The sequence below is a fragment of the Actinomycetospora chibensis genome (assembly GCF_028737215.1).
Classification (GTDB): domain Bacteria; phylum Actinomycetota; class Actinomycetes; order Mycobacteriales; family Pseudonocardiaceae; genus Actinomycetospora; species Actinomycetospora chibensis.
On sequence record NZ_JAQZAM010000001.1, the window covers coordinates 295049 to 321205 of the forward strand.

Below are 26157 nucleotides of genomic sequence, written 5' to 3' on the forward strand. Positions count from 1 at the left end.
ATGCCCGCCGACGTCCTGGTGGTCGGGGCCGGTCCCACCGGACTGGCGCTCGCCCTGCAGGCCCACGACCACGGCGCCCCGGTGCGCGTCGTCGAGCGCCGGGTCGGGCCGCGCCCGTCGCGCGCCCTCGTCGTGCACCCGAGGACCCTCGAAGGCCTGCGCCCCCTCGGCGTCGTGGCGGAGCTCGCCGCCCGCGCCGACCGCGATCCCCGGGCCCGGCTCCACCTGGGTTCGCACGAGATACCGGTCCGTCTCGGGGAGCTCGCGCTCGACGAGACCGAGTTCGGCCACCCGTGGCTGCTGCGCCAGCAGGACGTCGAGGACGTCCTCGCCGCCGCCGCCGCGGCGCGCGGGATCCGGGTCGAGCACGGCACCGAGCTGGTCGGGCTGGACCCGGGCGACGACGGGGCACGCGTGGCACTGGAGGGACCGGGAGGGCGGGAGGACACCACGGTCCACCGGGTGATCGGGTGCGACGGAGCCGGGGGCCCGGTCCGCGGATGGGCCGGCATCGGGAGCCGGGAGAGGCCCTACCGGCAGGAGATCGTCCTCGCCGACGTCGAGCTCGAGACCGACCTCGCGGCCGGTGTGTCCCACGTGTCCGCCGGATGGGCCGGGGTCGTGTTCGTGTTCGCCCTCGGGGAGCGGGCGAGCTGGCGCATCCTCGCCACCCGGGCAGCCGTCGAGGGCGGCGACGTCCCCGGACCCGAGGACCTCCAGCGGCTCCTCGCCGCCGCCGGGCTCACGGGACGGGTCACCGAGGTGGCCTGGTGCACCCGGCTCCGGCTGACGCGGCGGGTGGCCACGACGTATCGCCGCGGTCCGGTCCTCCTCGTCGGCGACGCCGCGCACACCCACTCCCCCGCCGCCGCCCAGGGCATGAACCTCGGCCTGCATGACGCTCTCAACCTCGGGTGGAAGCTGGGCCTCGCCCCCTCGAGCACCGACCCGGAGCGCCTCCTCGACTCCTACGACGAGGAGCGGCGTCCGGTCGCGACGATCTCCGCGGACCTCACCGACCTCGTCTTCTGGGCCGAGTCGTCCCCGACCGTGCTCGCAGGTCTCCTGCGCGGCGTGCTGGCGCCCCTGGGCGCCCCGCTCGTCCCCGCCCTCCTGCGATCGGGCCTCACGCGGCCCGGGATGCGGCTGCTGTCCGGTCTCAGCCTGGGTCTCCGACGCAGCTCCCTGTCCTGCGCGGAGGGCCGCGGGGGCCGCCTTCGTCCCGGCGACCGGTTGCCCGACCGGACCGTGGTCCACGACGGCGCCCGGGTCCGGCTCCACCACCTCGTCGCCCGGCCGGGCGTGCACGTCCTGCTCGGCCGGGACGCCCCCTGTCTCCCGCCCGACCTGGCCGGGGACCTGCTGACGGTCCAACGTCTCGACGACCGGCCGGGCTCCACCGTCCTCGCCGTGCGCCCCGATGGCTACGTCGGCTACAGCGGCCCGGGGACCGACCCCGCCCACCTCGGCCTCCGGGCCTGGGTCGACCGCATCGGCGCACATCCACGAGGAGATCACCGTGACGACCACGCCGGACACCGTTCCGAAGCCCATCACCCCCGGTGAGGAGATGGCGGCGCTGCGGCGCTTCCACCGCGACACCACCTGGACCGGCACGATCGCCGAAGGAGGCATGGGCCCGGGGACCCCGGCCATGACGGCCACCGGCTCGGGCACCCACCGTCTGATCCAGGACGGCCGGTGGGTGGTCGGCGACTACCGCCAGGACCAGTACCTGCTCGACGGCACCCCCGTGCTGAGCTGGGAGCTGCACTGGGTCGCGGGATGGGACCCCGCCCGCCACGAGTACCGCGCCACGCTCGCCGACTGCTACGGCCACGCCGAGGTCATGGCAGGACACATCGACGGCGACCGTCTCGTCTTCGAGTCCACCGGCGACCCCGTGGTCCGGATCCGGCTCACGTGGGTCCTGCAGGAGCCGGACGCGATCCTCTGGCGCAACGAGACCAGCGTCGGCGGCGGCGCGTGGTCGCTCGTGGAGGAGTACCGCTGCACTCCGCTACCCGGACCGGGCGGACACTCGGGCGCCAACCAGGCCGTCCGCACCTTCAACAAGCACGTGCTCAATCCCCTGATGCTCCGGCTGGCCGGCCGTCGGCACTGGTACGCGGCGCGGGTCGAGCACGTCGGACGCCGAACGCAGCGGGCCTACGCCACTCCGGTGGCCGCCCGTCCCGTGCCCGGCGGCTTCGCCCTCCCGCTGCCCTACGGCCGCGACACCGACTGGTGCCGCAACCTGCTGGCCGCGGGAGGCGGGGTCGTCACCTTCGACGGCGCCCGCCACGACGTCACCGCGCCGCGCATCGTGCCGGCCGACGAGGTCCGCGGGAGCTTCACCCCGTACTGGCAGCGGATGCTCGCCGGAGTCCCCGAGTTCGTGCTGGCGACGACGGTCCCCGCCCCGCGGGGAGCCGCCGGCGGGTGACGTCGCTGAGCAGCAGCACCCGGTTCTGGGCCCTCCGGGGTGGCCGGGCGCGACCAACGGCCCTGGGCGACCCACCACACCCGACCTCTACTCGACCTGCGCCCCGCGCGGGACGCACCACACCAGACCCAGGAGGTCGCTGTGAAGGTACGAGACATCATGAGCCACCCGGTGATCCGGATCGGACCCGACACCCCGGTCACCGACGCCGCAGCCCTGCTCGTCGAGCACGGCATCTCAGCACTGCCCGTCGTCGACGACACCCAGCGCCTCATCGGCATCCTCAGCGAAGCCGACCTCGTCGCCGGCCGCATCCCCGCCCACGGCGACCAGCAACCCCCACCCACCACCTCCCGGGCGGGCCAACTCATGACCGACTCACCCATCACCCGCGAGCCCGACAGCGACGTCGCCGACGTCGTCCACACCATGCTCGACCACCGGCTCCGCGCCATCCCGATCGTCGACCACGGCACCCTGGTCGGCATCATCTCCCGCCGCGACGTCCTACGCTGCGTCGCCCAGGGCGAACTCACCTCCGCCGACGTCTGGCGCCACCGATTCGGCCTCGTCGACCAGGACCGCGGCTAAGGACCCCGAACCGCTCAGGACCCCGAACCGACCCCCGCGCTCAGGGGGCCGCCCGGAGCGGCGTCGGCGCGGCCACCGACGGGGAGCCCAGCGGCTGGTGCACCGGGTGCGGCTCGACCCGTGCGTCGGGGCCGGGGAACACCAGGCTGCGATGGTCGTCGTCGAGCCACCGGACCCAGAACGGCGGCGTGCCGTCGGCGTGGGTGACCGCCACGATCTCCCCCTGACGGCGGGCCGACGCATCGGTCAGCCCCTCCACGATCAACCAGTTCCCGACCTGCGCCCTCATCTCGAGCCTCCTCGCCACGTGACCGTGTGGTCGTCCGAGGTCCCCACGCCGGCGGAGTGCGGACCAGGGCCGTCCGCACCGACCGGCCCGGGACCTCCGGCCGGAGCCGGGAGGACGAGCGGCACATGCCGGTCGTTCCGGCCGGTGGGCACGGTCGGCCGCGACAGGACCACAGCGCGAGGAGGAGAGCGGCATGGGCGACGCCGTCGTGCACTTCGAGATCGGGGGCGCCGACGGCGCTCGCTCCCGGGCGTTCTACACGGAGCTCTTCGGATGGTCGGTGGCGCCCGAGGCCCACGGCTACGGCGTCGTGTCCACCGGATCGTCGGACGGTATCGGCGGCGGCATCATGCAGACCCCGCCGGGTGTGTCGCCGTGGGTCACCGTGTACGTCGAGGTCGACGACCTGGAGAAGTCCCTGACCCGGGCCGAGGAGCTCGGAGGGCGGCGGGTGATGGGCCCCGCGCCGATCGGGGAGCTCGGCGACGTCGCGATGTTCACCGACCTCGACGGGAACGTCATCGGTCTCTTCGCCGGGGCGGAGAGGCGGGCACCGTGACCCCGACACGGCCGTGGGACGTCCTGTGTGTCGGCGACGTCGTCACCGACACCGCGATCGAGCTGATCCAGGACGCCAACACGATCACCTACGAGGGCGCCGACGGCCCGTGGCTCGCGATGCGCTCCGGCGCGAAGCTCCCGTTCGCCGGCCACCAGACCTTCGACGCTGCAGGGAACGCCTCCAACGCCGCGGTGGCGTGTACGCGCCTGGGCCTGCGGGCGGCCCTCGCCACCGACGTCGGCAAGGACGACACCGGCCGGCGCATCACCGAGCGCCTGCGCGAGCACGGCGTGGACACCGACCTCGTGCACGTCCACCCCGAGCAGCAGACCAACCACCACTTCGTGCTGCGCCACGGCGCGGAGCGCACGATCCTCGTGCGGCACCACGACTTCGCCTACCGGTGGACGGCCCCGTCGGCGTCAGGGGCGCCGCGCTGGGTCTACTTCAGCTCGCTGAGCGAGCACGCGGCCGCCTACCAGGACGAGATCGCCGACTGGCTCGGCGCCCATCCCGAGGTGCGGCTCGTCTTCCAGCCCGGCACGTTGCAGGTCCGGTCGGGGGTCGGTCCGCTCCGCGCCGTCTACCGACGGAGCGAGGTCGTGGTGATGAACCGTGAGGAGGCCGTGACCGTCACCGGCGGGGACCACGCCGACGTGCACGACCTCCTGGCCCGGCTCCACGCCGTCGGGCCGGCGAAGGTGGTCATCACCGACGGGCCGGACGGCGCGTACGCCTCCGACGGCGACGAGCACCTCTGGATGCCGACCTACCCCGACCCGGCGCCACCCGTCGAACGCACCGGCGCCGGCGACGCGTTCGCCGCGACGCTGGCCGCGGCGCTCATCCGCGGCGAGAGCTGGCGCGACGCCCTGCGATGGGCGCCGGTGAACAGCATGAACGTCGTCCAGCACGTCGGTGGCCAAGCGGGCCTGCTGCCCCTCGCCGAGCTCGAGGCGCGTCTGGCGCGCGCACCGGACTCGTACGAGCCCGTCCCCTTCTGACCCGGGGTGAGCCGGTCCGTACCGGCCCTCCCCCGTGCGACCTTCGGCCCTTCCGGCTTCCCGTCCCGGGTGCGGCACTGACGTCCTGCACGGTCACCGGGAGGCACGGATGGCGCGGGACGACACACGGACGGACAGGCGCGGGGTGCCGCTCGGCCGGATCGCCGGCATCCCCGTCGCCGCGCACTGGAGCGTGCTCGGGATCGTCGCCCTGATCGCGGTCGTCGTGGCGCGCAGCGAGATGCCGATGCTCGCGCCCGGGCACGGCCCGATCGCCTACGGGGCGGCGGGGCTGACGGTCGCGCTGCTCCTCATGGTCTCGTTGCTGGCGCACGAGGTGGCTCATGCGCTGGTCTCCCGGGCCCAGGGCCTCGAGGTCGAGAGCATCACGCTGTGGCTGCTCGGGGGCACGACCCGCCTGCGGGGGGACCCGGACCGACCGGGACCCGAGTTCCGGATGGCGGTGGTCGGGCCGCTGACCAGCGGCGCGCTCGCCGGCCTGTTCGCCCTCGGGGCCGGCCTCACGGCGGGCGGTCTGGTCGACGCGGTGCTCGTCGAGCTCGCGCTCGTCAACCTCGTCCTCGCGGTGTTCAACCTGCTGCCCGCGGCCCCGCTCGACGGAGGCCGGGTGCTGCAGGCGCTCCTGTGGGCGGCACGCGGGGACCGGTGGGGTGCCGGGATCGCCTCCGCCCGGGTCGGGCTGGGGCTCGGCGCCGTGCTCGTGGGTCTCGGGGTGGCGACCGGCCTCCTCGTGGACCTCAGCGGGTTGTGGCTGGCCCTCGTCGGGTGGTTCGTCGCCGCGGCCGCCGGGGACGAGGAGCGACGGGCGCGGCTCGGCAGGGCGCTGGACGGCATTCCCGTCGCGGCCGCCGCCACGCCGCCGCCCGTGCTGCTCGCGGCGGACGCCTCGCCCGGCGAGATCACCGCCGCCCTGGCCTCCCCGGCCGGGCGCACCGCGGGCGTGCTGTTGACCGGGGACGAGGGCGACCTCGTCGGCTACCTCCCGCCGGAGCCGGCACCGTCGCCACGGTCGGGCGACCCGCACGTCCTGCGCCGGCGCACCGTCCCGCCCTCGCGGCTGACGCGGGTGGGGCCGGACGACCGGCTCGCGCCGCTCCTCGGGCGCCTCGCCGAGCCGGGGAGCCGCCTGGTGGTGCTCAGCGGAGGGACGCCGGTCGGCACGGTGTCCGCAGCCGAGGTCGCGCAGGTCGCCGGCCGCGGCTCCGACCGCGTGGCACGACCGGTCGGCACGCCACGCCCGGGGACGCCGGGCGCCGCCCGGCCCGTTGCGGACGACGACGCCCCGCCTCCCCCGGGGTGGTGGTGGCACGGCGGTCCCCTCCCCGGCCGGGCGCCCGACCCCTCCGCGACGCCGCCGGGGCGCCCCGCCGCACCGTCCGTGTGACACCGGGGAGAGACGGCGGGGAGAGACGGCGGGGACGACGGAGACCGGAGGGCCCGACACGAGCGGCCCCCTGGCCCCTGGTCCGCGCTCGCCGGTGGGCCGACCCTCCGGACCATCGAGCCTCGATGTGCCTGGAGGAGACATGCCCGCCTGGAGCCCGGACTCCGACTCCGAGGAACCCGCCGCGACCACGGCTGCCGCGTCCGGCACGACCGTGGGGCCCGTGGTCCACGACGCGCGGAAGTGGTCCCGCGTCGGTGGACCGGCCGTGTCGGTCCCCTCGCCACGTCCCGAGGCCGCACCCGCGACGGAGCCTCCGGGCGACGTCGAGGAGGGCACCGACCCCGGGGCGATCCTGCGCATCGGCACGATGATCCGGCGTGTCCTGGAGGAGGTCCGCGACGCCCCGATGGACGATCCGGCCCGCGAACAGCTCCGGGAGATCCGGCGTCGCGCCGTCGACGAGCTCACCGCCCACCTCGGCCCGGAGCTGCGCCAGGAGCTGGAGGCCCTCGTCGTCCCGCTCCCGGCGGACGAGGTGCTCGGCGACGTGCAGCTGCGAATGGCCCAGGCCCAGCTGGTCGGCTGGATCGAGGGGCTGTTCCAGGGCGCGCAGATGGCGTTCGCCGCGGAGCAGGTGGCGGCGAGGTCGCAGCTGGAGCGACTGCGCCACGAGGCCACACAGGGCCGGCGGGACACGCCCCCCGGTTCGGCGGGGCAGTATCTCTGACCCGTCCGGATCTCCGGCCCGTCCGGCAGGACGCTCAGGACGGGCCGGCGGCAGCGAGGAACACGGCGGCACTCGCGACCGTGCGCAGACGGGGATAGTCGTCCTCGTCGATGCGGATCCCCGTCGATCGGGCGAGGTGCTCGACGAAGGCGAGGAAGTCCAGGGAGTCCAGTTCCAGGCGGTCGCGGACGTCGTCGGTGTCGGCGAGGGCGTCGAGCTCCGGGCCCGGTGCGATGCGGGCCAGGCTCGCCCGCACCACGGTGCGGGCGTGCTCGTCGGTGGTGGGGGCGGTCATGGCCACTCCTCGGGGTCGTGGAGAACGGTGTCGATGACGTGCAGGAACCGGCCGCCGACGATGCCGTCGGTGGCTCGGTGGTCGCCGGTGAGCGTGGCGACGACGGTCGGGCGCGTGCCCAGGAGATCGCCGTCGGCCCAGGGACGGCGGACGACGGCGCCGAACCCGACCAGGGCCACCTCTGGCGGGAAGATCAGGCCGTGGACCGAGTGCGCACCCGTCTCGCCGAGGTCCGTCACCGTGATGCTGGCCGGGGCCGTGTCGGACGAACGGAGTCGGCCGCTGCGGGCGCGCCCGGCGACCCCCCGCAACGACGCCATCAGCTCGGGCAACGGGAGCTCGTCCGCGGCCGGGATCGTGGGGACCAGCAGACCTCCCCCACGCAGCGACACCACCACGCCCAGGGCCACGGACGTGGCCGGCACGAAGGCGCCGTCCACCCAGTGGCCGTTCAGCTCGGGGACCTGGCGGGCGGCCCGTGCCGCGGCGTGCAGCAGCAGCACCGCGGGCACCATGCGGTCCGGGACCGGGGCGCGCCGATTCACCTCGCGCAACCGTTCCAGCACTGCGCCGATCTCCAGCACGGCGTCGACGTGATAGTGCGGGATCTCCCGCATCGATCGGGTCATCCGGGCCGCGATCGCCGCCCGCATCCGCTCGGAAGCACCCGCTCCGGCCGTCGCACCGGTCGGGGCCGTCGCCGGCGGCGGCTCCGGGGGCGACTCCGGGGGCGACTCCGGGGGCGGCGCGGCGGCGGGAGTCGGCTCGGGCGCAGGCGGGATGTCGCGGGCGCGGATCACCCCGTCGCCTCCGGGGGTCAGGCACTGCGGAGACGCCCCCCGCTCGACCGCCAGCCGGCGGGCGTACGGCGTGATCCGCAGGCGCGCCGGGCTCGGCGACGGCGGGGACGGGAGAGGGCGCGGGGGCGCCACCGCCGCCCGGACGTCGGCCCGGGTGACCGCTCCGCCGGGCCCGCTGCCGGGGACGGCCGCGAGGTCGAGCCCGAGTCGCTCCGCGAGCCTGCGCACGAGTGGCGTGGCCCGGGGCGAGGGCGCGGCGGGGGTCGGCGGGGCGTGCGCGACCTCCGGCGGCGGCGGGGCCGGGGTCGCCGCCGCCGGGGTCTCCGGGGGGACGGCCTCCGGCGACGGGCCGCCGGTCCCGTCGGGCGTGATCAGGGCGAGCGGCGCGCCCACCGGGACCGTCGTCCCCACCGGCACCAGCAGCCGCTCGACGACACCGTCCTCGAAGCACTCCACGTCGATGACCGATTTCTCGGTCTCCACGGCGGCCACGAGGTCACCGCGGTGGACCCGGTCCCCGGGCGACACCGTCCACTCGACGAGCGTCCCGGACTCCATGTCGGCCCCGAGGGAGGGCATGCGGAACTCACCCACGGCTCATCCCGTCGTCCGGTGGGCTGCGGCGACGACGTCCTCGACGGCCGGCCGCGCCGCGCGCTCCAGGTGCGCCGCGTAGGGCACCGGCGCCTCCGCGGAACACACCCGCTCGGGCGGGGCGTCCAGGTCGTAGAAGGCCTGCTCCGCGACGCGGGCCGCGACCTCGGCGGAGAGGCTCCCGCTGCGCCACCCCTCGTCGACGACCACGAGACGGTGGGTCCGGCGCACCGAACCGAGCACGGTGTCCGCGTCGAGCGGACGGAGGGACCGCAGGTCGACGACCTCGGCGCTGATCCCCTCGGTGTCGAGTCGTTCGGCCGCGGCCGCGGTCGTCGGCAGCATGCCCCCGTAGGTCACGAGCGAGACGTCGGTGCCGGGCCGACGCACGACGGCGCCGTCGAGCCCGACCGCGGCACCGTTGGTCTCCCCCTCGCTCGCGTACAGCCCGGCGTGCTCGAACAGCAGCACCGGATCGGGGCTCGCCAGGGCCGGGGCGAGCATGCCGCGGGCGTCGGCCACGGTGGCCGGGGCCACCACGCGCAGGCCCGGGATGTGGGCGTACCAGCCCTCGAGGCTGTGGGAGTGCTGGGCCGCGAGCTGACGACCGGCGCCCGTCGTCATCCGGATCACCAGGGGCACGGCGAGCTGCCCTCCCGACATGTGCGAGAGGGTCGCGGCGTTGTTGAGGATCTGGTCGAGCGCCAACAGGCTGAAGTTCACCGTCATGATCTCGACGATCGGGCGGAGTCCCCCGAGCGCCGCGCCGATCCCGGCGCCGACGAACGCCGACTCGGACAGCGGGGTGTCACGGACGCGGTCGGGCCCGAACTCCTCGAGCAGACCCAGGCTCACCGCGAAGCATCCGCCGTAGCGGCCGACGTCCTCCCCCATGAGGAACACCCGGTCGTCGGACCGCAGCGCCTCGGCCAGCGCCTCCCGCAGCGCCTCGCGGTAGGTCTGGCGCCGGAGGCTCACGACGGCTCCGAGTAGACGAACCGCTCCAGGTCCTCGACCGGTTCGATCGGAGCCGCCTCGGCGGCAAGCACGGCGTCCTCGATCTCCTCGTCCACCTGCGCGACGAGCCGGGTCCAGCGCTCGTCGTCCAGGCGCCCCTCGGCCACCAGGCGCTCCCGCAGCAGGTCCACCGGGTCGCGCTCCTTCCACCGCGTCACCTCGGCGCGCTCCCGGTAGCGATCGGAGTCGTACATCGAGTGGGCGCGGAAGCGGTACGTCCGCAGCTCGAGGAAGCACGGTCCGGCGCCGGCCCGGACGATCGCCGCGGCCCGCTCCGCGGCGAGGGCCACGGCCTCGACGTCCATGCCGTCCACCGGCCAGGCGGGCATCCCGTAGGCGGCAGCACGGAGGGCGAGATCGGTCTGCGCGTGCTCGCGCTCGAGCGCGGTGCCCATGGCGTACCGGTTGTTCTCGCAGCAGAAGATCACCGGCAGGTGCCACAGCGCCGCCAGGTTCAGGCACTCGTGGAACTCGCCCTCGGCGACGGCCCCGTCTCCGAACAGGCAGGCGGTGACGGCGGATCGCCCACGCATCGCGTCGGCGAGGGCGAGGCCGACCGCCACCGGCAGCCCGCCGCCGACGATGGCGTTGCCGCCGTAGAAGCGCCGACCGGCGTCGAACAGGTGCATCGAGCCGCCGCGACCCCGGCTGCAGCCGGTGACGCGGCCGAACATCTCGGCCAGCACCGAGGTCATCGGCAGGCCGCGGGCGAGGGCGTGCCCGTGCTCGCGGTACGTGGAGACCACGGCGTCCTCGTCGGCGAGCGCGCCCATCAGCCCGACGGCCACGGCCTCCTCGCCGATGCACAGGTGCATGAACCCCCGTATCCGCTCGGCGCTGTAGAGCTCGACGCAGCGCTCCTCGAAGCGGCGGATGCGCGCCATCGCGCGCAGCGGGCCCACCCGGGCGTCCTCGGGGAGCTCCTCGGCGTCCGGGAGCGGGTCGGGCGTGGTCTCCGGGGCGGTCGTCACGGCGTCTCCACGGTGGACAGGTCGCCCTCGGGCAGCCCGAGCTCGCGGGCCCTGAGCAGCCGCCGAAGGATCTTCCCGCTGCGGGTGTGGGGCAGGTCCGGGGCGACGGTGATCTCGCGCGGGGCGACGCTCCCGAGTCGGCGGCGCCCGAAGGCGAGCAGCTCGTCGTGCAGGGCGTCGTCGGGGGTCCATCCGGGGCGAAGGGTCACGAAGGCCTTGACCAGCTCGCCCGCCACGGGGTCGGGCGTGCCGATGACGGCCGCCTCGGCCACCGCGGGATGGGCCATCAGGGCGCTCTCCACCTCGAACGGGCCCACCAGGTGACCGGCGGTCTTGATGACGTCGTCGGCGCGACCTGCGAACCAGAACCACCCGTCCGCGTCCCGCCGGACGACGTCGCCGGTGAGGTACCAGCCGTCGGCGAACGACGCCGCGTAGCGCTCGTCCTCGTGCAGGTAGCCCCGGAACATCGAGGGCCAGCCGGCGCGCAGCGCCAGCTCGCCCTCGATGTCGGGTGCGGTCACCTCGCTGACGCCGGCGGGTCCGCGGAGAGCACGGCCGTCGGGGCCGCGCTCGAGCACGCCGGCCTCGATCCCGGGCATCGGGCGCCCCATCGAGCCGGGACGGACCTCCTCGGCGGCGTAGTTGCTGATCATGATCGCGCCGGTCTCGGTCTGCCACCAGTTGTCGTGCGCCGGGGTCCCGAGAACCTCGTACGACCAGCGGACGACCTCGGCGTTCAGGGGCTCGCCGACGCTCGCGACGTGCCGCAGCGCCGAGAGGTCGTGGCGCGCCACGGCCGCGGCACCGTGGCGGGCGAGCAGGCGCAGGGCGGTCGGCGCGGTGTACCAGACGGAGATGCGCTGTTCGGCGAGAGTCCGGTACCAGCGTTCGGCGTCGAAGTCGCGTTCGTCGACGAGCAGCGTCGCTCCGTGGGTGAGCGGCGCGATGGTCCCGTAGGACGTCCCGGTCACCCAGCCGGGGTCGGCCGTGCACCAGAAGACGTCGTCGGCGCCGAGGTCCAGGGCGTGGGCCGCCGTCGCGTGGTGGGCGACCACGGCCTCGTGCACGTGCACCGCGCCCTTGGGAGTGCCCGTGGTGCCGCTGGTGAAATGCAGCAACGCCACGTCCTCGGGGTCGGTGGGCGGGATGACGAACTCCTCGTCGGCACCCGCCAGCGCCGCCGCCAGCGAGGATGCGTCCGACTCCCCCGGCACGCCGTCGCCGGAGAGCAGCACGTGCTGCAGGGCCGGCAGCCCGTCGCGCACGGGCCGGACCCGCCGGTCGTGCAACCGGGGTGTGGTGACGAGGACGCGGCCCTCGCCGAGCCGGAGCCGTTGGGCGACCGGCTCCGGGCCGAAGGCGGAGAACAGCGGGGAGAGCACACAGCCGGCCTTGAGCGTCCCGAGTGCGACCACGTAGAGATCGAGGGTGCGCGGAAGGAGCGTGAAGACCCGGTCGCCGCGGCACATCCCGAGGCCCCGCAGGACGTCGGCGAAGCGGTTCGTCCGGCGGCGCAGCTCGGAGTAGGTGACCTCGACGGTCGCCCCGTTCCCGTCGACCACCCGGAGCGCCACCGCGTCCGGCCGGGTGGCGGCGTGCCGGTCCACCGCCTCGTGGGCGATGTTGAGGCCGCGGCCGTCGGGCAGACCGCTCATCTGCGCGCGTGCACCGGACCACGAGAACGTCCGGCGGGCCCGGGCGTAGTCGGGCATGCGCGCAGCCCGCCGTACCGCCTCGGACTTGGGAATCGCGCCGCGGTCCCCGCCGACCCGCGCGGCGGTCACGGCGCGCCCTCGGCCGACGCGTCGGTCTGCGGGCCGCGATCCACGGGGTCGCCGGTGGACCCCGCAGCGGGCTGGTGGGTCAACGCGGCGACGACCTCGGCCTCGCTCACGGGCGTGAAGTCGTCGTAGCTGTCCGCCACCGACCTGTGGCGGGGGGACCGCTCGAGCACGATCAGCTCGTCCGCCTCGGGACGCAGGGCGTCCACCGCCGACCGGGCGCAGGTCGGCACCGCAACGACCACTCGGAGCGCACCCCGGGCGCGGGCGACCCGGCACGCGACCCGGGCCGTGGACCCGGTGGCCACGCCGTCGTCGACGATCACCACCGTGCGCCCGGCGACCGGCTCGAGGTCCCGCACCGCCCGGTAGCGCCGGGTGGCCCGTTCCAGGAGTGGCCGCTCGCGACGCTCCAGCCCCTCGATCACGTCCACCCCGGCGTGCACGGCGCGGGCGACCCGCTCGTCGAGCACGAGGGCACCGCCCTCACCGATGGCCCCCAGCGCGAGCTCCGGCCGGAAGGGGACGCCGAGCTTCCGGACGACGAGGACGTCCAGCGGCGCATCGAGCGACGCGGCGACGGGTGCCGCGACGGGCACTCCGCCGCGCGGGAGACCGAGGACCACGACGTCCTGCCCGGCGAGATGGCCCAGCCGGCGGGCCAGGCGCCTCCCGGCGTCCGCACGGTCGGCGAACCTCACGGCCGCCCCCTCGTCCCACGCTCCGGTTCCCTCCGGGCCGGCGTGGCCGCCGGCGGAGTCTCCGCGCGTCGTCTGCTCGATCATGGTCTCTCCCGCCTCGCGATGCCGGCGGCGGCCGTCGCCGGTCGAACACTCCCGCCGCCCACTCGCTCCCGGCAGGACCACGGACCGAGCTGCGGCGTACCGCCCGGCACACACGCTCCGTCCGGCCGGCCCGGGGGCCGACCGGACGCGGCGTCAGCGCCCCGTACGCAGAGGCTCGTCCCAGGTCGTGATCAGGGCGTAGAGGACGATCACGTCGAGGGCGATCACGAGGATCGACCACACCGGCGCGGCGGCGACGAACGTCAGGTGCAGGATCGCGGAGAGCGCCACGAGGCCGACCGCCGTCCCGCGGGCCCAGCTCGGCGCGTCGCCCAGCAGGCTCGCTCCGACGATCGCGACGAGCGCGCCGAGTGCCAGGTGCACCCATCCCCATCCCGCCAGCGACAGCACGAACACTGCGCCGCCGACGGTGATGTAGTACGACGGGCTCAGCACGGCGACCAGGCCCTCGATCACGCCGAAGACACCGACGATCACCATCACGACGGCGCCGAAGCGCACCCATCCGGCCGCCCCACTCCATCCGGGTCCGGTCCGCATCGGAGCCGGACCCGTACCGGTACCCGGTGCCCCTCGGTTCTCCCTCGGATCGGTCTTCTGGTCGGTCATGACTTCTCCACCTCCCGGCGAGACGACGGAACTCGTCGAGTGGACCGTCCCGCCACCCCCCGGGGCCGGGCAGGGACCAACGGCCCCTCCGGGCGCGCCCACGGTCCCGGCTCGGCTCGACCCCGACGGGGACCGGTGGCGAGACGCCCGGCGGGTCGCTCGCGGGCCGCCCTCGCCGCAGAGATCCTTGGCCGCAGTTGCGACCCTCGGGTGATCGTCGGCGAGGGAGGGCCGACCTAGAGTTCCTCCGTCGCCGACGGCCCCGTGCTCCGGCGGCCGCCGGCCCGTCGGCTGCGCTCGCCTCCCCCCGTGAGAGCGGCCGGCGGTCCCGGTCGGCTCGCACCGCGCGGCGGGAGCCTCCCGGGGGCGCTGTCCTGCAGCCGCTGCCGGGCCAGCCTCTCGAGCAGTTCCGGCAGCGCTCCGGGTGGCGCCCCGTCGAGGTCGCGCCGGCACTGATCCACCGTGCGGGACACGACCGCGGCGCACTGGGCCGGGAACTCCGCGGAGAGGCGCGCCACGGCGGCGGCGGTGGCGCGGGCGGTGTCGTGGTGGCCGCCGTGCGCGGCGGTGCGGAGGGGTGCGCCCGGCGCGGGGCCGGGCGGGCGTCGAGAGGTCATCACGTCCTGTCGTGGTCCTTCCCGGGACGGCGCCGGTCGGTGGCGCCGTGGCGACCTCGTCACCGTGGACGGGCGCGAACCCGGGTCGGCAGGGTCGAACGTCCCGGGTGCGGGGAGGTGCGCCCCGGGCCGCGGCGGGCGTGCCGTGCGGCGGCGCGTGCGGACCGGGCCGGCCCCGACCCGGGTCCCGGCGCGGGCCGGGACCCGGCTCGGATCACCGTGCGGCGACCTCGGCACGCGCCTCGGCCCGTCGCACGGACCCGCCGCCGGGCGGGGGGACGATCGCGACGGGGCAGGGTGCCCGGTGCACCATCGCACGGCCCACCGAACCGAGAAGGAGTCCGGCGAACCCCCCGCGGCCACGCGACCCGACGACCAGGAGGCGCGCTCCGCGGGCGCGGTCGAGCAACGTCCGGGAGGGGTGGGAGCGCTCCACCACGGTGGACACCACGAGATCGGGGTGCGTCGCCGAGCGGCCGGCGAGCTGCTCGGCGAGCACCCGCCTCTCGTCGTCGACGATCGCGTCCCAGCCCAGCAGCGGCTCCGTCACCGGGTCGAAGAGCGGGTCCCACCACGTGTGGACCGCGACCAGCGAGCAGCTCGCGAGGTCCGCGGCCGCGACGGCGAAATCGATCGCGGCGTCGCTGGCCGGCGAGCCGTCGACCCCGACGACCACGGGTGCGCTGGGCTCGGTGGGCTCGTCGCCGCGGACCACGACGACCGGGCCCACGGCGTGGGCCGCCACCGACGAGGCGACCGACCCGACGAGCGTGCCGCCGAGTCCGCTGGAGCCCTGCTCACCCACCACGAGCAGGGCATCGTCCGCCCGCTCGAGCAGGGCCGCTGCGGCCGGGCCGTCCACGACCTCCTTCGTGACGGTCACCGACGGGGCCGCCTCGTGCGCCACCGCCACGGCCCGTGCGGCGATCTCGCGGGCGTGCTCGAGGAGATCCTGCTCGTAGCGGCGCCACAGCGAGGCGTCGGCGACGAGGGAGGCGTCGACCGCGCCGTAGGCGTGCACGACGTGCAGGTCCCGGCCTCGGGACGCGGCCGTGCGGGCGGCCCATCGGACGGCGCGCAGCGCCGACTCGGAGCCGTCGGCACCCACCACCACGGGCCGGCCCGTCCCGGCGTCGCCCGACATGTCAGCCATCAGGCGGCCGCGGCGTGGCGGGGAGCCCGCGTGCCGACGACGGCCCCGATGTGCACGTGGGCGAAGTCCTCGACGACACCGTCGTCGATCACCCGCCCGACGTGCACCCCTTCGAAGTCCCGGACGTCACCGGCGGCGTCCGCCCGACCGAACACCACTCCGCCGTGATCGGCCACCCTGCGTTCCGCGTCCATCGTGCTCTCCTGTCCTCGGCGGGCCTTCCTCGTCCGAGGCGAGGGTGGGTGGTGACGCCCGCCGGCGCCCGGGTCCTCCGGGCCCCGTCGGGCGGGCCGATGGTCGCTGCGTCCGCGCCACCTCCCGCACGCCCGGGCCGGGCCGCCGTCGGCGGCCCGGCCCGGGTGGCGGGACTCAGCCCTTCTCGATGGCGATGGTCGTGGGTTCCTCGCCCGCGGCCGGCTCGGGCATCGGGACACGGACCGTGAGGATCCCGTCCTTGTAGGACGCGGCCACCGCCGAGGGGTCCACACCGTCGGGCAGGGGCAGGCGGCGGGCGAAGGTGCCGTAGCGCAGCTCGTGCCGGTGGTAGCCCTTGTCCTCGGTGTCCTCCGCGACCCTGCGTTCGGCGCGGAGGTCGAGGATCCCGTCGGCGACGGTCAGGCTGAGGTCCTTGTCCGGGTCGATACCCGGCATCTCGGCCTTGATCATTAGGTCACCGTTCTCCCGGTACTCGTCGACCTTGATCACCTCCTCGGGGGCCCGCATCGCGGGCGGCTCCCACGCCCGCAGGGGAAGGGCGCGCATCCAGTCGTCGAACATCCGGTCGAACTGTCGGAAGACGTCGGCCGAGCTCGTGGGTGTCTGGCGTCGGATCAATGACATGTTCTCCACCTCCGGGCCCGACGTTCCGACCCGGCCCGATCCACCCCCAGGGTCGAAGGACCCGCGACCGGCGTCGTCCGGCCCTCCGGGCGCGGGGCGTGCGGCCGTGCCCTGCTGCCCGCGGCGCTCCGAGACTCGTGACCAGGACGAGCGGGGAGGACGCGGTGGACGAGGTCGACACCCGGGTCGTCGGGGACGCCGAGGGCACGCTGATCGCGGGGCGCTATCGGCTCGGCGGGCTCCGGGACGCCGACGGACGCCGACGCGTCCACCACGGGTGGGACACCCGGCTCCGCCGGGCCGTCGCCGTGCTCCTCGTCGACCGTGACACCTCCCACAGTGCTGCCGGTCCCGCGGCGACCGAACCGACGCTGCCCGTGACCCCGGCACACCTGCACCGACCGGGACTCGTCGAGCTCTACGACGGCGGGGTGCACGGCCGCGAGGTCTTCCTGGTGTGCCAGCTGGTGCCGGGACCGACACTCGCCACGCGCCTGGAGGAGCGACTCGATCCGACCGAGCTCGCCGGCCTCGTGAGCCGGGCGGCCGAGGCGCTCGGGCCCGTCCATCGGCACGGCGCGGCGCACGGCGCGCTGACCCCCGACCGGGTCCTCCTCGGCGGCGCCCGTCCCATGATCGCCGAGTGCGGGCTCGCCGAGCTGGTCGAGCGGTGGTCCGGCCTCCCCGGCGACGCCGCCTACCGGGCACCGGAGCAGGACGGCGGGCCGGCGCGGCCCTCCTCCGACGTGTACGCCCTCGGTCGGATGCTGCTCGAGGCCCGTCTGCGTTCCCCGTGGGGCCGCGAGGCGCGCGCGGTGCGCGCGATGGCGCGCGGGATGACGGCGCACGACCCGCGGGTCCGTCCGACGATCGACGAGGTGGCGGTGGGGCTCGCGTCCTGTCGTGACGGGGTCCGCCCGACGCCGCACGGCGCCGCGACGACCGCCCGCCTCGTGCGCGGAGCGGCGATCGCCGTGGCCGCGGGCGCGGTGGTGCTCGGCGCGACGACGGCGGCGGCGTTCGACCACGCTCCGGCCGACGGCGCGTCGGCCACCCTGGCTCCCCGCGAGCAGGATCCCCCCGCTGCGGCGGCCCCCTCGCCGGGTCGTCCCACGGGGCGCGAGCCGACCGTCCTCACCGGCGGGGTGTCCCCCGTCGCCTCCGCCGCGACGCACCGGGACCACGACCCCGGACGTCCTCCGGCGACCACCGCGTGGACGCCCGGACCGGACACGACGGAGCACACCACGGAGCACACCACGGAGCGCACGACGCCGACGAGCGCGCCGACCTCCACGCCGCCTACCGCGTCGCGCACACCGACGCCGACGCGGGCATCGTCGACCTCTCCCGAGCCGACCTCGTCCGAGCCGACCTCGTCCGAGCCGACCTCGTCCGAGCCGATCTCGTCCGAGCCGACCTCGTCCGAGCCGACCTCGTCGGAGACCACGGTGCCGGACTCCGGGACCACCGGGCCCGGCGACGGCACCGACGTGGTCACCGGGACGCGAGGATCGCGGTGAGCACACCGACACCGCTCGTCGCCCCGGCGCCGGGAACGGGAGGACGGGCGAGGTGTCCGCGGGGACCGGCCCGGAACGGCCGGGGCTTCCGGGGACGGGGGGCGACGCGGTGTGGTCCGACGGCGCGGGCGTGATCGTGGGCGTGGCCCCGGGAACCGGGCCACACCCCGAGATCGTGGAGGGCTACCGGGAGGCGCGACGCCGCGGTGTCGGGCTGCTCGCCCTCACCGCGTACGAGCCGCCCGACTTCTGGGCCGTCGTGCCCGGCTCGCCGCCACCGCCACCGCCACCGCCACCCACGGCGGCCACGCTGCGCGAGAGCGCCCTGGAGGCGCTGGTGGACACCGTGACGCGCGCGCTCACCGGGGCCGAGCCCGGGGACGTGGACAGGCGCGTGACGTGCGAGGTGGCCCCCGGAACCGCCCGGGGCGTCCTGGCGGAGGCGTCGACACGGGCGGAGCTGTTGGTGATCGGCACGGCGCGGCGGGCCGAGGCGCGGTACGCCGGGGCGCTCTCGGTGGCCGCGGACTGTCTGCGGCACGCGCGCTGCACCGTCCGCATCGTGCCGGTCGGCGTCACACCGGGCCGAGCGTGACGATCGTCCCGCGCCCGTCCGACCCCGCATCGCCGACGCGGGAGCCCTCCGGAGGAGCGGCGAGCAGGACCGGGACCGTCGCGTGCCGGCCGAGCCGGGTGGCCACGTCACCGAGCACGTGCCGGGTCAGGCCCGCCCCACGACGTCCCAGCACGATCATGGACGCGCCCTTCGCCTCGGCCACGGCCTCGAGGGCCCGGGCGGGCTGACCCGCGACCACCTCGATCGTCACGTGGCCTGCGGGTGCCGCGGGCCGGAACCACGCGGCGCGCTCGACGAGCGTCGCCCTGGCACGCACCCGGCGCGGGTCGTCCTGCGGACCGTCGGCCGCGTCGGGATCCACGACGCTCACCAGGACGACGCGCACCCGCGCGGTGTCGAACAACGTCGCGGCGAGGCGTACCGCCTGGTCCGCGCCGGCCGATCCGTCGACGCCGACCACGATCGACGTCCCGCTGCCGGGGGCCTGCTCGCTGGACTCGACGACCGCCACGGAGCGGTTCGCCCGCTCGGCGGCGATCGGGATGAACAGCGGGCCGAACACGGCGCCGAGGACGTACCAGCGCCAGTCGCGGTAGCCCTGCCGGCCCAGGAGGACGAGCGCCGCCAGCACCCCCGCGACGATCCACACGATGGCGCCGACGGTGAAGGTGGACATGCTGGCTCCTCAGAACGGGCGACGTGCGACCCCGGCCCCGCACCCTCGCGCCCACCCGCGCGGGGCGTCAGAGGCTCCGGTCCCGACCCTGGAGGGCCGTCCTTCCCCTCCCTGCGGCCCGGGCAGGGCTACGAGACCCGGGCGACACCGGTCGAACGCCTCTGCTGTCCTCCGGCGTGGGCGGACATCCTGGCCCGATGAACGAGGAGCCGTCGGGCCGCGCCGCACCCGCCGCCGCGAGCGGGCACACGGCCCGGGCCGAGGAGATCGCCCTGGTCGTCGCCGGCTACGACGGCTCGGAGGAGTCCGTCGAGGCCGTGCGCTGGGCCGCCTCGCTGGCCCGACCGACCGGGAGCGCCCTCCGGGTCGTGTGGGCCTGGAAGATCCGCGACGTCTGGGACACGGCGGTGGCCGCCGACGACCAGCCCACCGGCCCTCACCTGGCCGAGCTCGAGGGGGTCGCTCGGCTCCACCTCACCGGGGTCCTCACCGGTCTCCTGGGCCAGGACGCCGCGCACGTCGACGTCCACCTGCGCCAGGGGCCCGACTCGGCGGGCATCCTCCTCCACGCGGCCGCCGACGCGGACCTCCTCGTCGTGGGGTCCCGCGGACGCGGACGCGCCGCCTCGGCCGTCCTCGGTTCCGTGAGCGCCCGCTGCGTGCGCGAGTCGCCGGTCCCGGTGCTCGTGATCCCGCACCGCATGGTGCGGTCGGCGGCCGCGGGCCCCGAGCCGGTCGCCGTGGGCCGGCGACAGGAGCCGTGACCGGACGGCCGCCCGGTTCCCGTCAGGACCCTGACGCCGCGACCGGCCCCAGGGCCGGACGTCCGTAGGCGTTCGCGAAGGCGTCGTCGACGGCGCGGTCGCCGAGGCGGTGACCCAGCTCCACGAGCGCCCGCGCCGCGGCCATCTGCCGCCCGATGAGCGTGACCGAGGGATGGTGCGGCCACCGCACGGCCCGGCCCTCGACCGCCAGCACCTCCCCCGGGCCGAGGACGTCGTCGGGTGCGCTGTCGAGCACGGCACGGGCCCAGGTGGCGCTGCCGTTCTCGTCCTCGTGCTCGTCCTCGAAGGTCAGGGTGACCGTCCACGTCCTGGTCGTCGTCATGCAGTGACCCTCCTGCGGTCCGCCCGGAGAGGCACGGGGCCGCCGGACCGGGATCGGGGGGCCGGAGGTCCCGCCGGGCTCAGGGTCGCTCGCGGGCGGCGTCGAGCAGCACCCGGCGCTCGGCCCGCCCGACGGCCGCCCGCACACCGTCGACGGCGTGGGGGTCGACCGAGATCGCCGTGATACCGGCGCGCACCAGGATCTCGGCGAACTCCGGGCGACGGGTCGGCGCCTGGCCGCACAGGGAGGACGGAGCGCCGAGGCGGCGCGCCGTGGCGATGATCCGCTCGATGGCGTCGACGACGGCGGCGTCGCCCTCGTCGTAGACCTCGGCGCACCGGTCGCTGTCGCGGTCGACCCCGAGCACGAGCTGGGTGAGGTCGTTGCTGCCGATCGAGACCCCGTCGATGCCGCACCCGAGGTACTCGGGGAGCCGGAAGACGACCGAGGGCACCTCGGCGGTCAGCCACCGCTGCAGGCCGCGCTGCCGTCCGAGGGGACTCGCGTCGATCAGCTCGAGGCAGCCCTCGAGCTCCCATCGCGTGCGGACGAACGGCAGCATCACGTGCAGGCTCGGGTGCTGCTCGCGGACGCGGGCGAGAGCCCGCAGCTCCAGGGCGAACACCTCGGGCTCGCGCAGGTAGCGGTAGGCCCCGCGGAAGCCCAGCATCGGGTTGTTCTCGGACGGCTCGTGGCGCTCTCCCCCGGCCAGCCCGCGGAACTCGTTGCTGCGCAGGTCGGTGGTCCGGTACACGACGGGACGCGGCGCGAACGCAGCGGCGATGGTGCCCACCGACTCGGCCACGCGGTTGACGAAGCGCTCCTGCTCCCCGCGGGCCACTACCTCACGCGGATGCACGCCGTCGAGCGCGGCGGTCAGCAGGAACTCCGCGCGGAGCAGACCGACGCCGTCCACGTCCGGTCGGGCCGCGACTCGCGCGGCCGCCTCGGGCAGGGCGAGGTTCACGTGGATCTCGGTGCCGAGCGGCGTGGGAGCGCCCGCCGGCCCGGCTACGGGGGCGGAGGCCACGCCCGGCCGCACCGCGACCGCAGCGGAGGGCGTCGTCGCGACGGTGCCGCGGGACGTGCGATCGCCGTCGGTGATCTCCCCGGTGGCGCCGTCGACGGTGACGATCCGCCCGTCGGCGAGGATGTCCGTCGCCCGGCGGGTCCCGACGACGCACGGCAGGCCGAGCTCGCGCGCGGCGATCGCCGCGTGGCACGTCGCACCCCCGGTGTCGGTCACCACGCCCGCGGCGCGGCGCAGCGTCGGCAGCCAGTCCGGGTTGGTCAGCGGTGCGACGAGCAGCTCCCCCTGCTGCAGCGCCCCGCCCTCGTCGGGCGACCGCAGGACACGGACCGGGCCGGACACGCGACCCGGAGCAGCGGGGAGGCCGCGCAGCAGGACCTCGCCCGGGTCTCCGGCGGCCCGGTGACCCTCGAGCCCCGTGGTGATCGGGCGGGCCTGGAGCAGCCGGAGCCGGTCGCCCGCGTAGGCCCACTCGACGTCCTGCGGTCGTCCGTAGTGCTCCTCGACGCGGCGGGCGAGCGCGGCGACGTCCATGATCTCGGCGAGGGCGAGCACCGGGGCACCGCCGCGGTCCGGCTCCAGGGCGACGGTGAGGTCGGCCCCGTCGGGTCCGCGCACGACCGCATGGGTCTGCATCCCGACGCGCATCGAGCGCAGCCGCAGCCCGTCGGCCACGACCTCGTAGGTGTCCGGCTCGACGGCCCCGCTCACCACGACCTCGCCCTGGCCGAGAGCCGCCTCGATGAGCACGAGGTCGCGCTCGCCCGTGCGCGGATCGGCCGTGAACGCCACCCCGGCCCGGTCGGCGGCGACCATGGTCTGCACGACCACCGCGATCGCGGGCTCCGCGGTGAGGCCCCGCGCGGCCCGGTACGCCACCACGCGGGCACCGAACAGGGAGGCCCAGCAGTCGACGATGCGGGTCACCAGCTCGTCCGCGTCGCGGACGTTGGTGAAGGTGGAGTTCATCCCGGCGAAGGACGCCTCCGCGCCGTCCTCGCCCACGGCCGACGAGCGGACGGCGACGACGGGGGCGCCCAGGCGATCCCACGCGGCGCGGACGTGGTCGGCGAGCGCCGGGGGCATCCCCGCCCCGCGCACCTTCTCCGCCAGCGCGGTGCACAGCTCCGGCAGGCGCTCGGGCCCGGCGGTCAGCGCCTCCTCGTGACCGGTCGCGAGGGCGGCGCGGATGCCGGCGGCATCCATCGCCGACCGGTAGGACTCCGCCGGCAGGACGAACCCGTCGGGTACGGGGAACCCCGCGGCGATCAGCTCACCGAGGTGGGCGGCCTTGCCACCGACGTCCCCCGCGTCGCGGGCGCGCACCTCGGCGAGGGGCCGCACGGCGGTGGTCGGACGCTCGGTGGTGGTGGTCATGGGGCCTCCCGACCGGGTGGACGTGCACGGCGACGTCGGCCGACCGTCACCCGTCGTGCCCGCCTGCGCCCAGGGGCGGGCGGCCCCCCACCGCCGGGCGGAAGGTCCCGCCCGGTGAGCTGTCCGGTGGCCCTCACCCGGCGGTCGAGGGCGTCGAGCAGGAGCGTGACGATCACGCGGGTGCGCCCTCGTCCGAGTCGGGCACGCCGGGATCGGCGGTGTCCTCGCGCAGGAGCCGACGACGCAGGTGGTTGACGTCGCCGGCTCGGAGGCGGAGGGCTGCGGCGAGCTGATCGAGCATCTCGGCCAGCTCGTCGAGGTGGTCGATCGGCACGTCCTCGAGGGCCGTGTGGACGTCCTCCCGGAAGAGACGCCCCATGATCTCGGCGACGCGACGACCGCGCGGGGTCAGGTCGACGAGCGTGCTGCGTCGATCGGTCGGATGGGGACGCCGCGCCGCCAGGCCCCGCGTCTGCATCCGGTCGACGAGCGCCGTGCCTGCCGGCGCGCTCACTCCCAGTCGGGCGGCGAGCAGCGACACCGGAACGGGGCCCTGCCGGCCGAGATCCGCCAGCGTGAGCACCTCGCCGACCCCGAGCCCGAGCACGTCCGCGAAGGCCCGGCGGTAGGCGTCGACGGCCAGCACCAGGTCACGCATCCGGTCGGGCATGTCCGTCCGACTGGTGTCCACGGCACCTCCCACTCTCGACATCGGGCGGGCGGTCGGCGGGGCGACACGGGGAGCCGGGGCCGGAGCCGGAGCTACCGTGAGGCCCCGGAGCGCCCGCCCGGACCCGGGGGCACGATCGCCACCGGGCACGTCGCCCTCCGCACGAGGCCGGGGCGCGTCCGCGGGCGGCGATGCCGCAGCCGGCCGTGCTCCCCCACCCCGAGGACCACGAGCTCCGCGTCGCGGGCCTGGTCGGCCAGCACCCGGTCCGCGCGCTCCTCGGCGAGGACGACACGGACTCCGACCGGACGCTCCGAGCCCAGCTCGGGGACGTCCTCGTCGAGCAGCCGCACGTCCTTGCCCGCCCGCACCACCACCAGGGGAGCCCCGCGGGACACGGCCCGGACAGCGGCGAACCGCAGAGCGGCCCGACAGCCCTCCGTGCCGTCGTCCCCGACCACGACGGGGGCGTGACCCTCCGCCCTCTCGCGCGCCTGCGCGTCGCAGTGGTGGGGCACGAGGACGACCGGAATGGCGACCTCACCGGCGAGGCCCCGGGTGGTCCTGCCCAGGGCGAGCTCGCCGAGCCTGCCGAACCCGTCGCTGCCGAGGACGAGCAGGGAGGCGACGCGCGCCTGGGCCCGCAGCACCGCGACAGGATCGCTCTCGACGAGGTCCTCGACGATCGGGACGTCCGGGGCGACGTCGCGGGCGACGAGCCGCATGTCGCGCAGTTCCTGCCGGGCCAGGGAGAAGAGGCCCCGCTCGGCGTCGACGCCGACGAACGAGCGCCCCGGATAGCCCCCGCGGGGGACCACCAGCCCGTGCACCAGCCGGAGCGCGACGCCGCGGTCCCGGGCCTCGGCGGCGGCCCAGTGGACCGCGGCTCGGGCCCGTCCCCCGAGGGGCACGCCCACCACGACGTCGGCACCCGCCCGGGGCGTCGGTGCTGCTGGTGCGGGGGCGCCCACCGGCGCGGAGACCCTCGGATCCGACACGGCCCACCTCCTCGTCCTCACCGCAATGGTCACGACCCCCGGCGAGCGAGGGCCAGGGTCGGAAGGCCTGGTGACCCGGGTCGGCCGGCCGTCGTGCGCACCCGGAGGAGCGCGACGCCCGGGCCGTTCGGCCCTGACGAGATCCGCGCACCGCGCACAGCCTGCCGGTGTCCGTGCGATCCGAGGGAGACCACCATGACCACGACGAAGGACGCACTGCAGGCCTCTCCCCCGTCGGGGCCCGTGGCCTATCCGGTCCGGGTGCGTGGCGACCTGGACCCCGGGCTCTCGCGCTGGCTGTGGCTGCTCAAGTGGATCCTCGCCATCCCGCACTGGATCGTCCTGGCGTTCCTCTGGGTGGCGTTCGCCATGGTCACGGTGGTCGCGTTCGTCGCGATCCTCGTCACCGCCCGCTACCCGCGGGTGCTCTTCGACTTCGCGGTCGGGGTGCTGCGATGGTCCTGGCGCGTGGCGTTCTACACCAACGCCGCCTTCGGCACCGACCGCTACCCGCCCTTCTCCCTCCGGCCCGACCCCACCTACCCGGCGGACCTCGAGGTCGATGTCCCGGAGCACCTGTCGCGCGGCCTCGTGCTGGTCAAGTGGTGGCTGCTGGCGCTCCCCCACTACGTCGTGGTCGGGCTCCTGATCTCGAGTCCCTGGTGGATCTGGGAGGACCAGAACTACCAGTGGACGGTCGGGGCCGGCGGCCTGGTGGGGCTGCTGGCCCTCATCGGGATCGTCGTGCACGCCGTCAGCGGCACCTACCCGCGCGCCCTGTTCGACATGATCATCGGCTTCGACCGGTGGGTGCTGCGGGTGGCCGGCTACGTCACCCTCATGACCGACCGCTACCCGCCGTTCCAGCTCGACATGGGTCCGCGTGAGCCCGCCGACCGGCCCGTCGAGCGGCCCGTCGACCCCGACACGGCGCCGGCGCCCTCACCGGCGCCCGAACGGTCGGGATGGAGCGCGGGCCCGGTGGTCGCGCTCGCGCTCGGCGCCCTGCTGTGCCTGGGTGCCGTACCCCCGCTCGTCGGCGGGACGACCGGCCTCGCGGCCGACTCGACCGCGCGCGACGCCGCGGGCCTGCTGACGACGCCGCCGACGCGGCTGACCGACGCGGGGTACGCGCTGCGCTCCCCGGGGATGCTCCTCGAGGCGGCCGGCCCGGCGATGTACTCCCCGTACGCCGCTCTCGGCACGGTCCGGGTGCGGGCCACCGCCCTCGACCCCGGGCGTCCGGTGTTCGTGGGCGTCGCCCCCCGCGCGGACGTGGACCGCTACCTGGCCGGCGTGGCGTCGGGCACGGTCGTGGGTGACCGCGACGGCACCGGCACGGAGGACGGCCCGGTCGTCCTCGCCCAGCCCGGCGGCGCGCCGCCGGTGCCGCCCCAGGAGGCGGGCATCTGGACCACGTCGGTCTCCGGGCCGGGCGTGCAGTCGGTCGCGTGGCGTCCGGCGCCGGGCGACTGGACCCTCGTGGTCCTCCAGCCCGACGGGCGACCGGGCGTCGACGTGGCCGTCGACGTGGGCGCCACGGTGCCGGGTCTGCGGACGCTCGCCGTCGGGCTGCTGGTGGTCGGCGGGGTGCTCCTCGCCCTCGGCGCCACGATGGTGACGGCCGCGGTGTCCACGGCCCACCGCCGCCGCAGGACGGCCACCGGCGCGACCGCCTGAGGCGGA

At 75.9% G+C, this 26157-nt stretch carries 28 protein-coding genes; 11 read left to right on the forward strand and 17 right to left on the reverse strand.

The genetic code is table 11. The annotated features are described in order from the left end of the window. The 3 genes from PH189_RS01460 (at nt 1) to PH189_RS01470 (ending at nt 3037) form a co-directional block, all read left to right on the forward strand. Nucleotides 1–1566 (forward strand): FAD-dependent monooxygenase, encoded by a 1566-nt coding sequence (locus PH189_RS01460; protein ID WP_274186952.1) that lies wholly within the window; start codon nt 1–3, stop codon nt 1564–1566. Next, nucleotides 1520–2446, forward strand: a complete 927-nt coding sequence (locus tag PH189_RS01465; RefSeq protein WP_274186953.1) for a nitroreductase family deazaflavin-dependent oxidoreductase — start codon at nt 1520–1522, stop codon at nt 2444–2446. The genes PH189_RS01460 and PH189_RS01465 overlap by 47 nt, the downstream gene beginning before the upstream one ends. 141 nt (nt 2447–2587) lie before the next feature. Then, a complete protein-coding gene (locus PH189_RS01470; RefSeq protein ID WP_274186930.1) occupies nt 2588–3037 on the forward strand; it encodes a CBS domain-containing protein in 450 nt (149 codons plus the stop codon). Between the two features lie 40 nt (nt 3038–3077). Here the strand turns inward: PH189_RS01470 and PH189_RS01475 are convergent, their stop codons facing one another. Next, nucleotides 3078–3326 (reverse strand): DUF1918 domain-containing protein, encoded by a 249-nt coding sequence (locus PH189_RS01475; protein WP_274186954.1) that lies wholly within the window; start codon nt 3324–3326, stop codon nt 3078–3080. A gap of 193 nt (nt 3327–3519) precedes the next feature. Between PH189_RS01475 and PH189_RS01480 the strand changes: the two genes are divergently transcribed. From PH189_RS01480 to PH189_RS01495, 4 genes are all read left to right on the forward strand, one after another. Then, nucleotides 3520–3885 (forward strand): VOC family protein, encoded by a 366-nt coding sequence (locus PH189_RS01480; RefSeq protein WP_274186955.1) that lies wholly within the window; start codon nt 3520–3522, stop codon nt 3883–3885. Beyond that, on the forward strand, nt 3882–4892 hold the full coding sequence (locus tag PH189_RS01485; RefSeq protein WP_274186956.1) for a carbohydrate kinase family protein: 1011 nt from the start codon (nt 3882–3884) through the stop codon (nt 4890–4892). Before PH189_RS01480 ends, PH189_RS01485 begins: the two co-directional genes overlap by 4 nt. 109 nt (nt 4893–5001) lie before the next feature. Further along, a complete protein-coding gene (locus PH189_RS01490) occupies nt 5002–6297 on the forward strand; it encodes a site-2 protease family protein (RefSeq protein ID WP_274186957.1) in 1296 nt (431 codons plus the stop codon). Between the two features lie 142 nt (nt 6298–6439). Beyond that, complete coding sequence (locus tag PH189_RS01495) at nt 6440–7027, forward strand: proteasome activator (protein ID WP_274186958.1); 588 nt, start codon at nt 6440–6442, stop codon at nt 7025–7027. A 34-nt stretch (nt 7028–7061) separates the two neighbouring features. Here PH189_RS01495 and PH189_RS01500 read toward each other — a convergent pair whose 3' ends face one another. The 11 genes from PH189_RS01500 to PH189_RS01550 all read right to left on the reverse strand — a co-directional run bounded on the left by PH189_RS01500 (nt 7062) and on the right by PH189_RS01550 (nt 16513). Further along, nucleotides 7062–7322, reverse strand: a complete 261-nt coding sequence (locus tag PH189_RS01500; protein ID WP_274186959.1) for a phosphopantetheine-binding protein — start codon at nt 7320–7322, stop codon at nt 7062–7064. Next, nucleotides 7319–8701 carry a dihydrolipoamide acetyltransferase family protein gene (locus PH189_RS01505; protein WP_274186960.1) on the reverse strand — a complete coding sequence of 461 codons (1383 nt, stop codon included), beginning with the start codon at nt 8699–8701 and terminating at the stop codon, nt 7319–7321. The genes PH189_RS01500 and PH189_RS01505 overlap by 4 nt, the downstream gene beginning before the upstream one ends. Nucleotides 8702–8719: 18 nt before the next feature. Continuing rightward, entirely contained in the window at nt 8720–9694 is a 975-nt protein-coding gene (locus PH189_RS01510; RefSeq protein WP_274186961.1) for an alpha-ketoacid dehydrogenase subunit beta, read from the reverse strand. Then, nucleotides 9691–10617, reverse strand: a complete 927-nt coding sequence (gene pdhA, locus PH189_RS01515; RefSeq protein WP_378015018.1) for a pyruvate dehydrogenase (acetyl-transferring) E1 component subunit alpha — start codon at nt 10615–10617, stop codon at nt 9691–9693. Before pdhA ends, PH189_RS01510 begins: the two co-directional genes overlap by 4 nt. Nucleotides 10618–10700: 83 nt before the next feature. Next, nucleotides 10701–12491 carry an acetate--CoA ligase gene (gene acsA / locus PH189_RS01520; RefSeq protein ID WP_274186963.1) on the reverse strand — a complete coding sequence of 597 codons (1791 nt, stop codon included), beginning with the start codon at nt 12489–12491 and terminating at the stop codon, nt 10701–10703. Beyond that, nucleotides 12488–13273, reverse strand: coding sequence for a phosphoribosyltransferase (locus tag PH189_RS01525; RefSeq protein ID WP_274186964.1), 786 nt, complete (start codon nt 13271–13273; stop codon nt 12488–12490). Before PH189_RS01525 ends, acsA begins: the two co-directional genes overlap by 4 nt. Nucleotides 13274–13426: 153 nt before the next feature. Beyond that, nucleotides 13427–13834, reverse strand: a complete 408-nt coding sequence (locus tag PH189_RS01530; protein WP_274186965.1) for a DUF7144 family membrane protein — start codon at nt 13832–13834, stop codon at nt 13427–13429. A gap of 305 nt (nt 13835–14139) precedes the next feature. Further along, nucleotides 14140–14520, reverse strand: a complete 381-nt coding sequence (locus PH189_RS01535) for a hypothetical protein (RefSeq protein ID WP_274186966.1) — start codon at nt 14518–14520, stop codon at nt 14140–14142. Between the two features lie 214 nt (nt 14521–14734). Continuing rightward, on the reverse strand, nt 14735–15673 hold the full coding sequence (locus PH189_RS01540) for a universal stress protein (protein WP_274186967.1): 939 nt from the start codon (nt 15671–15673) through the stop codon (nt 14735–14737). Then, nucleotides 15673–15867 carry a hypothetical protein gene (locus tag PH189_RS01545; RefSeq protein WP_274186968.1) on the reverse strand — a complete coding sequence of 65 codons (195 nt, stop codon included), beginning with the start codon at nt 15865–15867 and terminating at the stop codon, nt 15673–15675. The genes PH189_RS01540 and PH189_RS01545 overlap by 1 nt, the downstream gene beginning before the upstream one ends. Nucleotides 15868–16042: 175 nt before the next feature. Then, nucleotides 16043–16513 (reverse strand): Hsp20/alpha crystallin family protein, encoded by a 471-nt coding sequence (locus PH189_RS01550; protein ID WP_274186969.1) that lies wholly within the window; start codon nt 16511–16513, stop codon nt 16043–16045. A gap of 1213 nt (nt 16514–17726) precedes the next feature. Here PH189_RS01550 and PH189_RS30395 point away from each other — a divergent pair. Then, complete coding sequence (locus PH189_RS30395) at nt 17727–18170, forward strand: pentapeptide repeat-containing protein (protein ID WP_378015016.1); 444 nt, start codon at nt 17727–17729, stop codon at nt 18168–18170. Next, nucleotides 18089–18631 carry a universal stress protein gene (locus PH189_RS01560; RefSeq protein WP_274186971.1) on the forward strand — a complete coding sequence of 181 codons (543 nt, stop codon included), beginning with the start codon at nt 18089–18091 and terminating at the stop codon, nt 18629–18631. Before PH189_RS30395 ends, PH189_RS01560 begins: the two co-directional genes overlap by 82 nt. Here the strand turns inward: PH189_RS01560 and PH189_RS01565 are convergent. After that, complete coding sequence (locus tag PH189_RS01565; RefSeq protein ID WP_274186972.1) at nt 18612–19289, reverse strand: universal stress protein; 678 nt, start codon at nt 19287–19289, stop codon at nt 18612–18614. The two genes, PH189_RS01560 and PH189_RS01565, sit on opposite strands and share 20 nt — an antisense overlap. A 197-nt stretch (nt 19290–19486) precedes the next feature. Between PH189_RS01565 and PH189_RS01570 the strand changes: the two genes are divergently transcribed. After that, nucleotides 19487–20053 carry a universal stress protein gene (locus PH189_RS01570; protein ID WP_274186973.1) on the forward strand — a complete coding sequence of 189 codons (567 nt, stop codon included), beginning with the start codon at nt 19487–19489 and terminating at the stop codon, nt 20051–20053. A gap of 22 nt (nt 20054–20075) precedes the next feature. On the opposite strand, the gene PH189_RS01575 is transcribed toward PH189_RS01570, so the two are convergent. The 4 genes from PH189_RS01575 to PH189_RS01590 form a co-directional block, all read right to left on the reverse strand. Next, on the reverse strand, nt 20076–20396 hold the full coding sequence (locus PH189_RS01575; protein WP_274186974.1) for a dsRBD fold-containing protein: 321 nt from the start codon (nt 20394–20396) through the stop codon (nt 20076–20078). A gap of 79 nt (nt 20397–20475) precedes the next feature. After that, nucleotides 20476–22803, reverse strand: coding sequence for a phosphoenolpyruvate synthase (gene ppsA / locus PH189_RS01580; protein WP_274186975.1), 2328 nt, complete (start codon nt 22801–22803; stop codon nt 20476–20478). Between the two features lie 172 nt (nt 22804–22975). Beyond that, complete coding sequence (locus PH189_RS01585) at nt 22976–23494, reverse strand: MarR family winged helix-turn-helix transcriptional regulator (protein ID WP_274186976.1); 519 nt, start codon at nt 23492–23494, stop codon at nt 22976–22978. 71 nt (nt 23495–23565) lie between these two features. Next, on the reverse strand, nt 23566–24471 hold the full coding sequence (locus PH189_RS01590) for a universal stress protein (RefSeq protein WP_274186977.1): 906 nt from the start codon (nt 24469–24471) through the stop codon (nt 23566–23568). A gap of 195 nt (nt 24472–24666) precedes the next feature. Between PH189_RS01590 and PH189_RS01595 the strand changes: the two genes are divergently transcribed. Then, nucleotides 24667–26151 (forward strand): DUF4389 domain-containing protein, encoded by a 1485-nt coding sequence (locus PH189_RS01595; RefSeq protein WP_274186978.1) that lies wholly within the window; start codon nt 24667–24669, stop codon nt 26149–26151. The last annotated feature ends 6 nt before the right edge of the window (nt 26152–26157 follow it).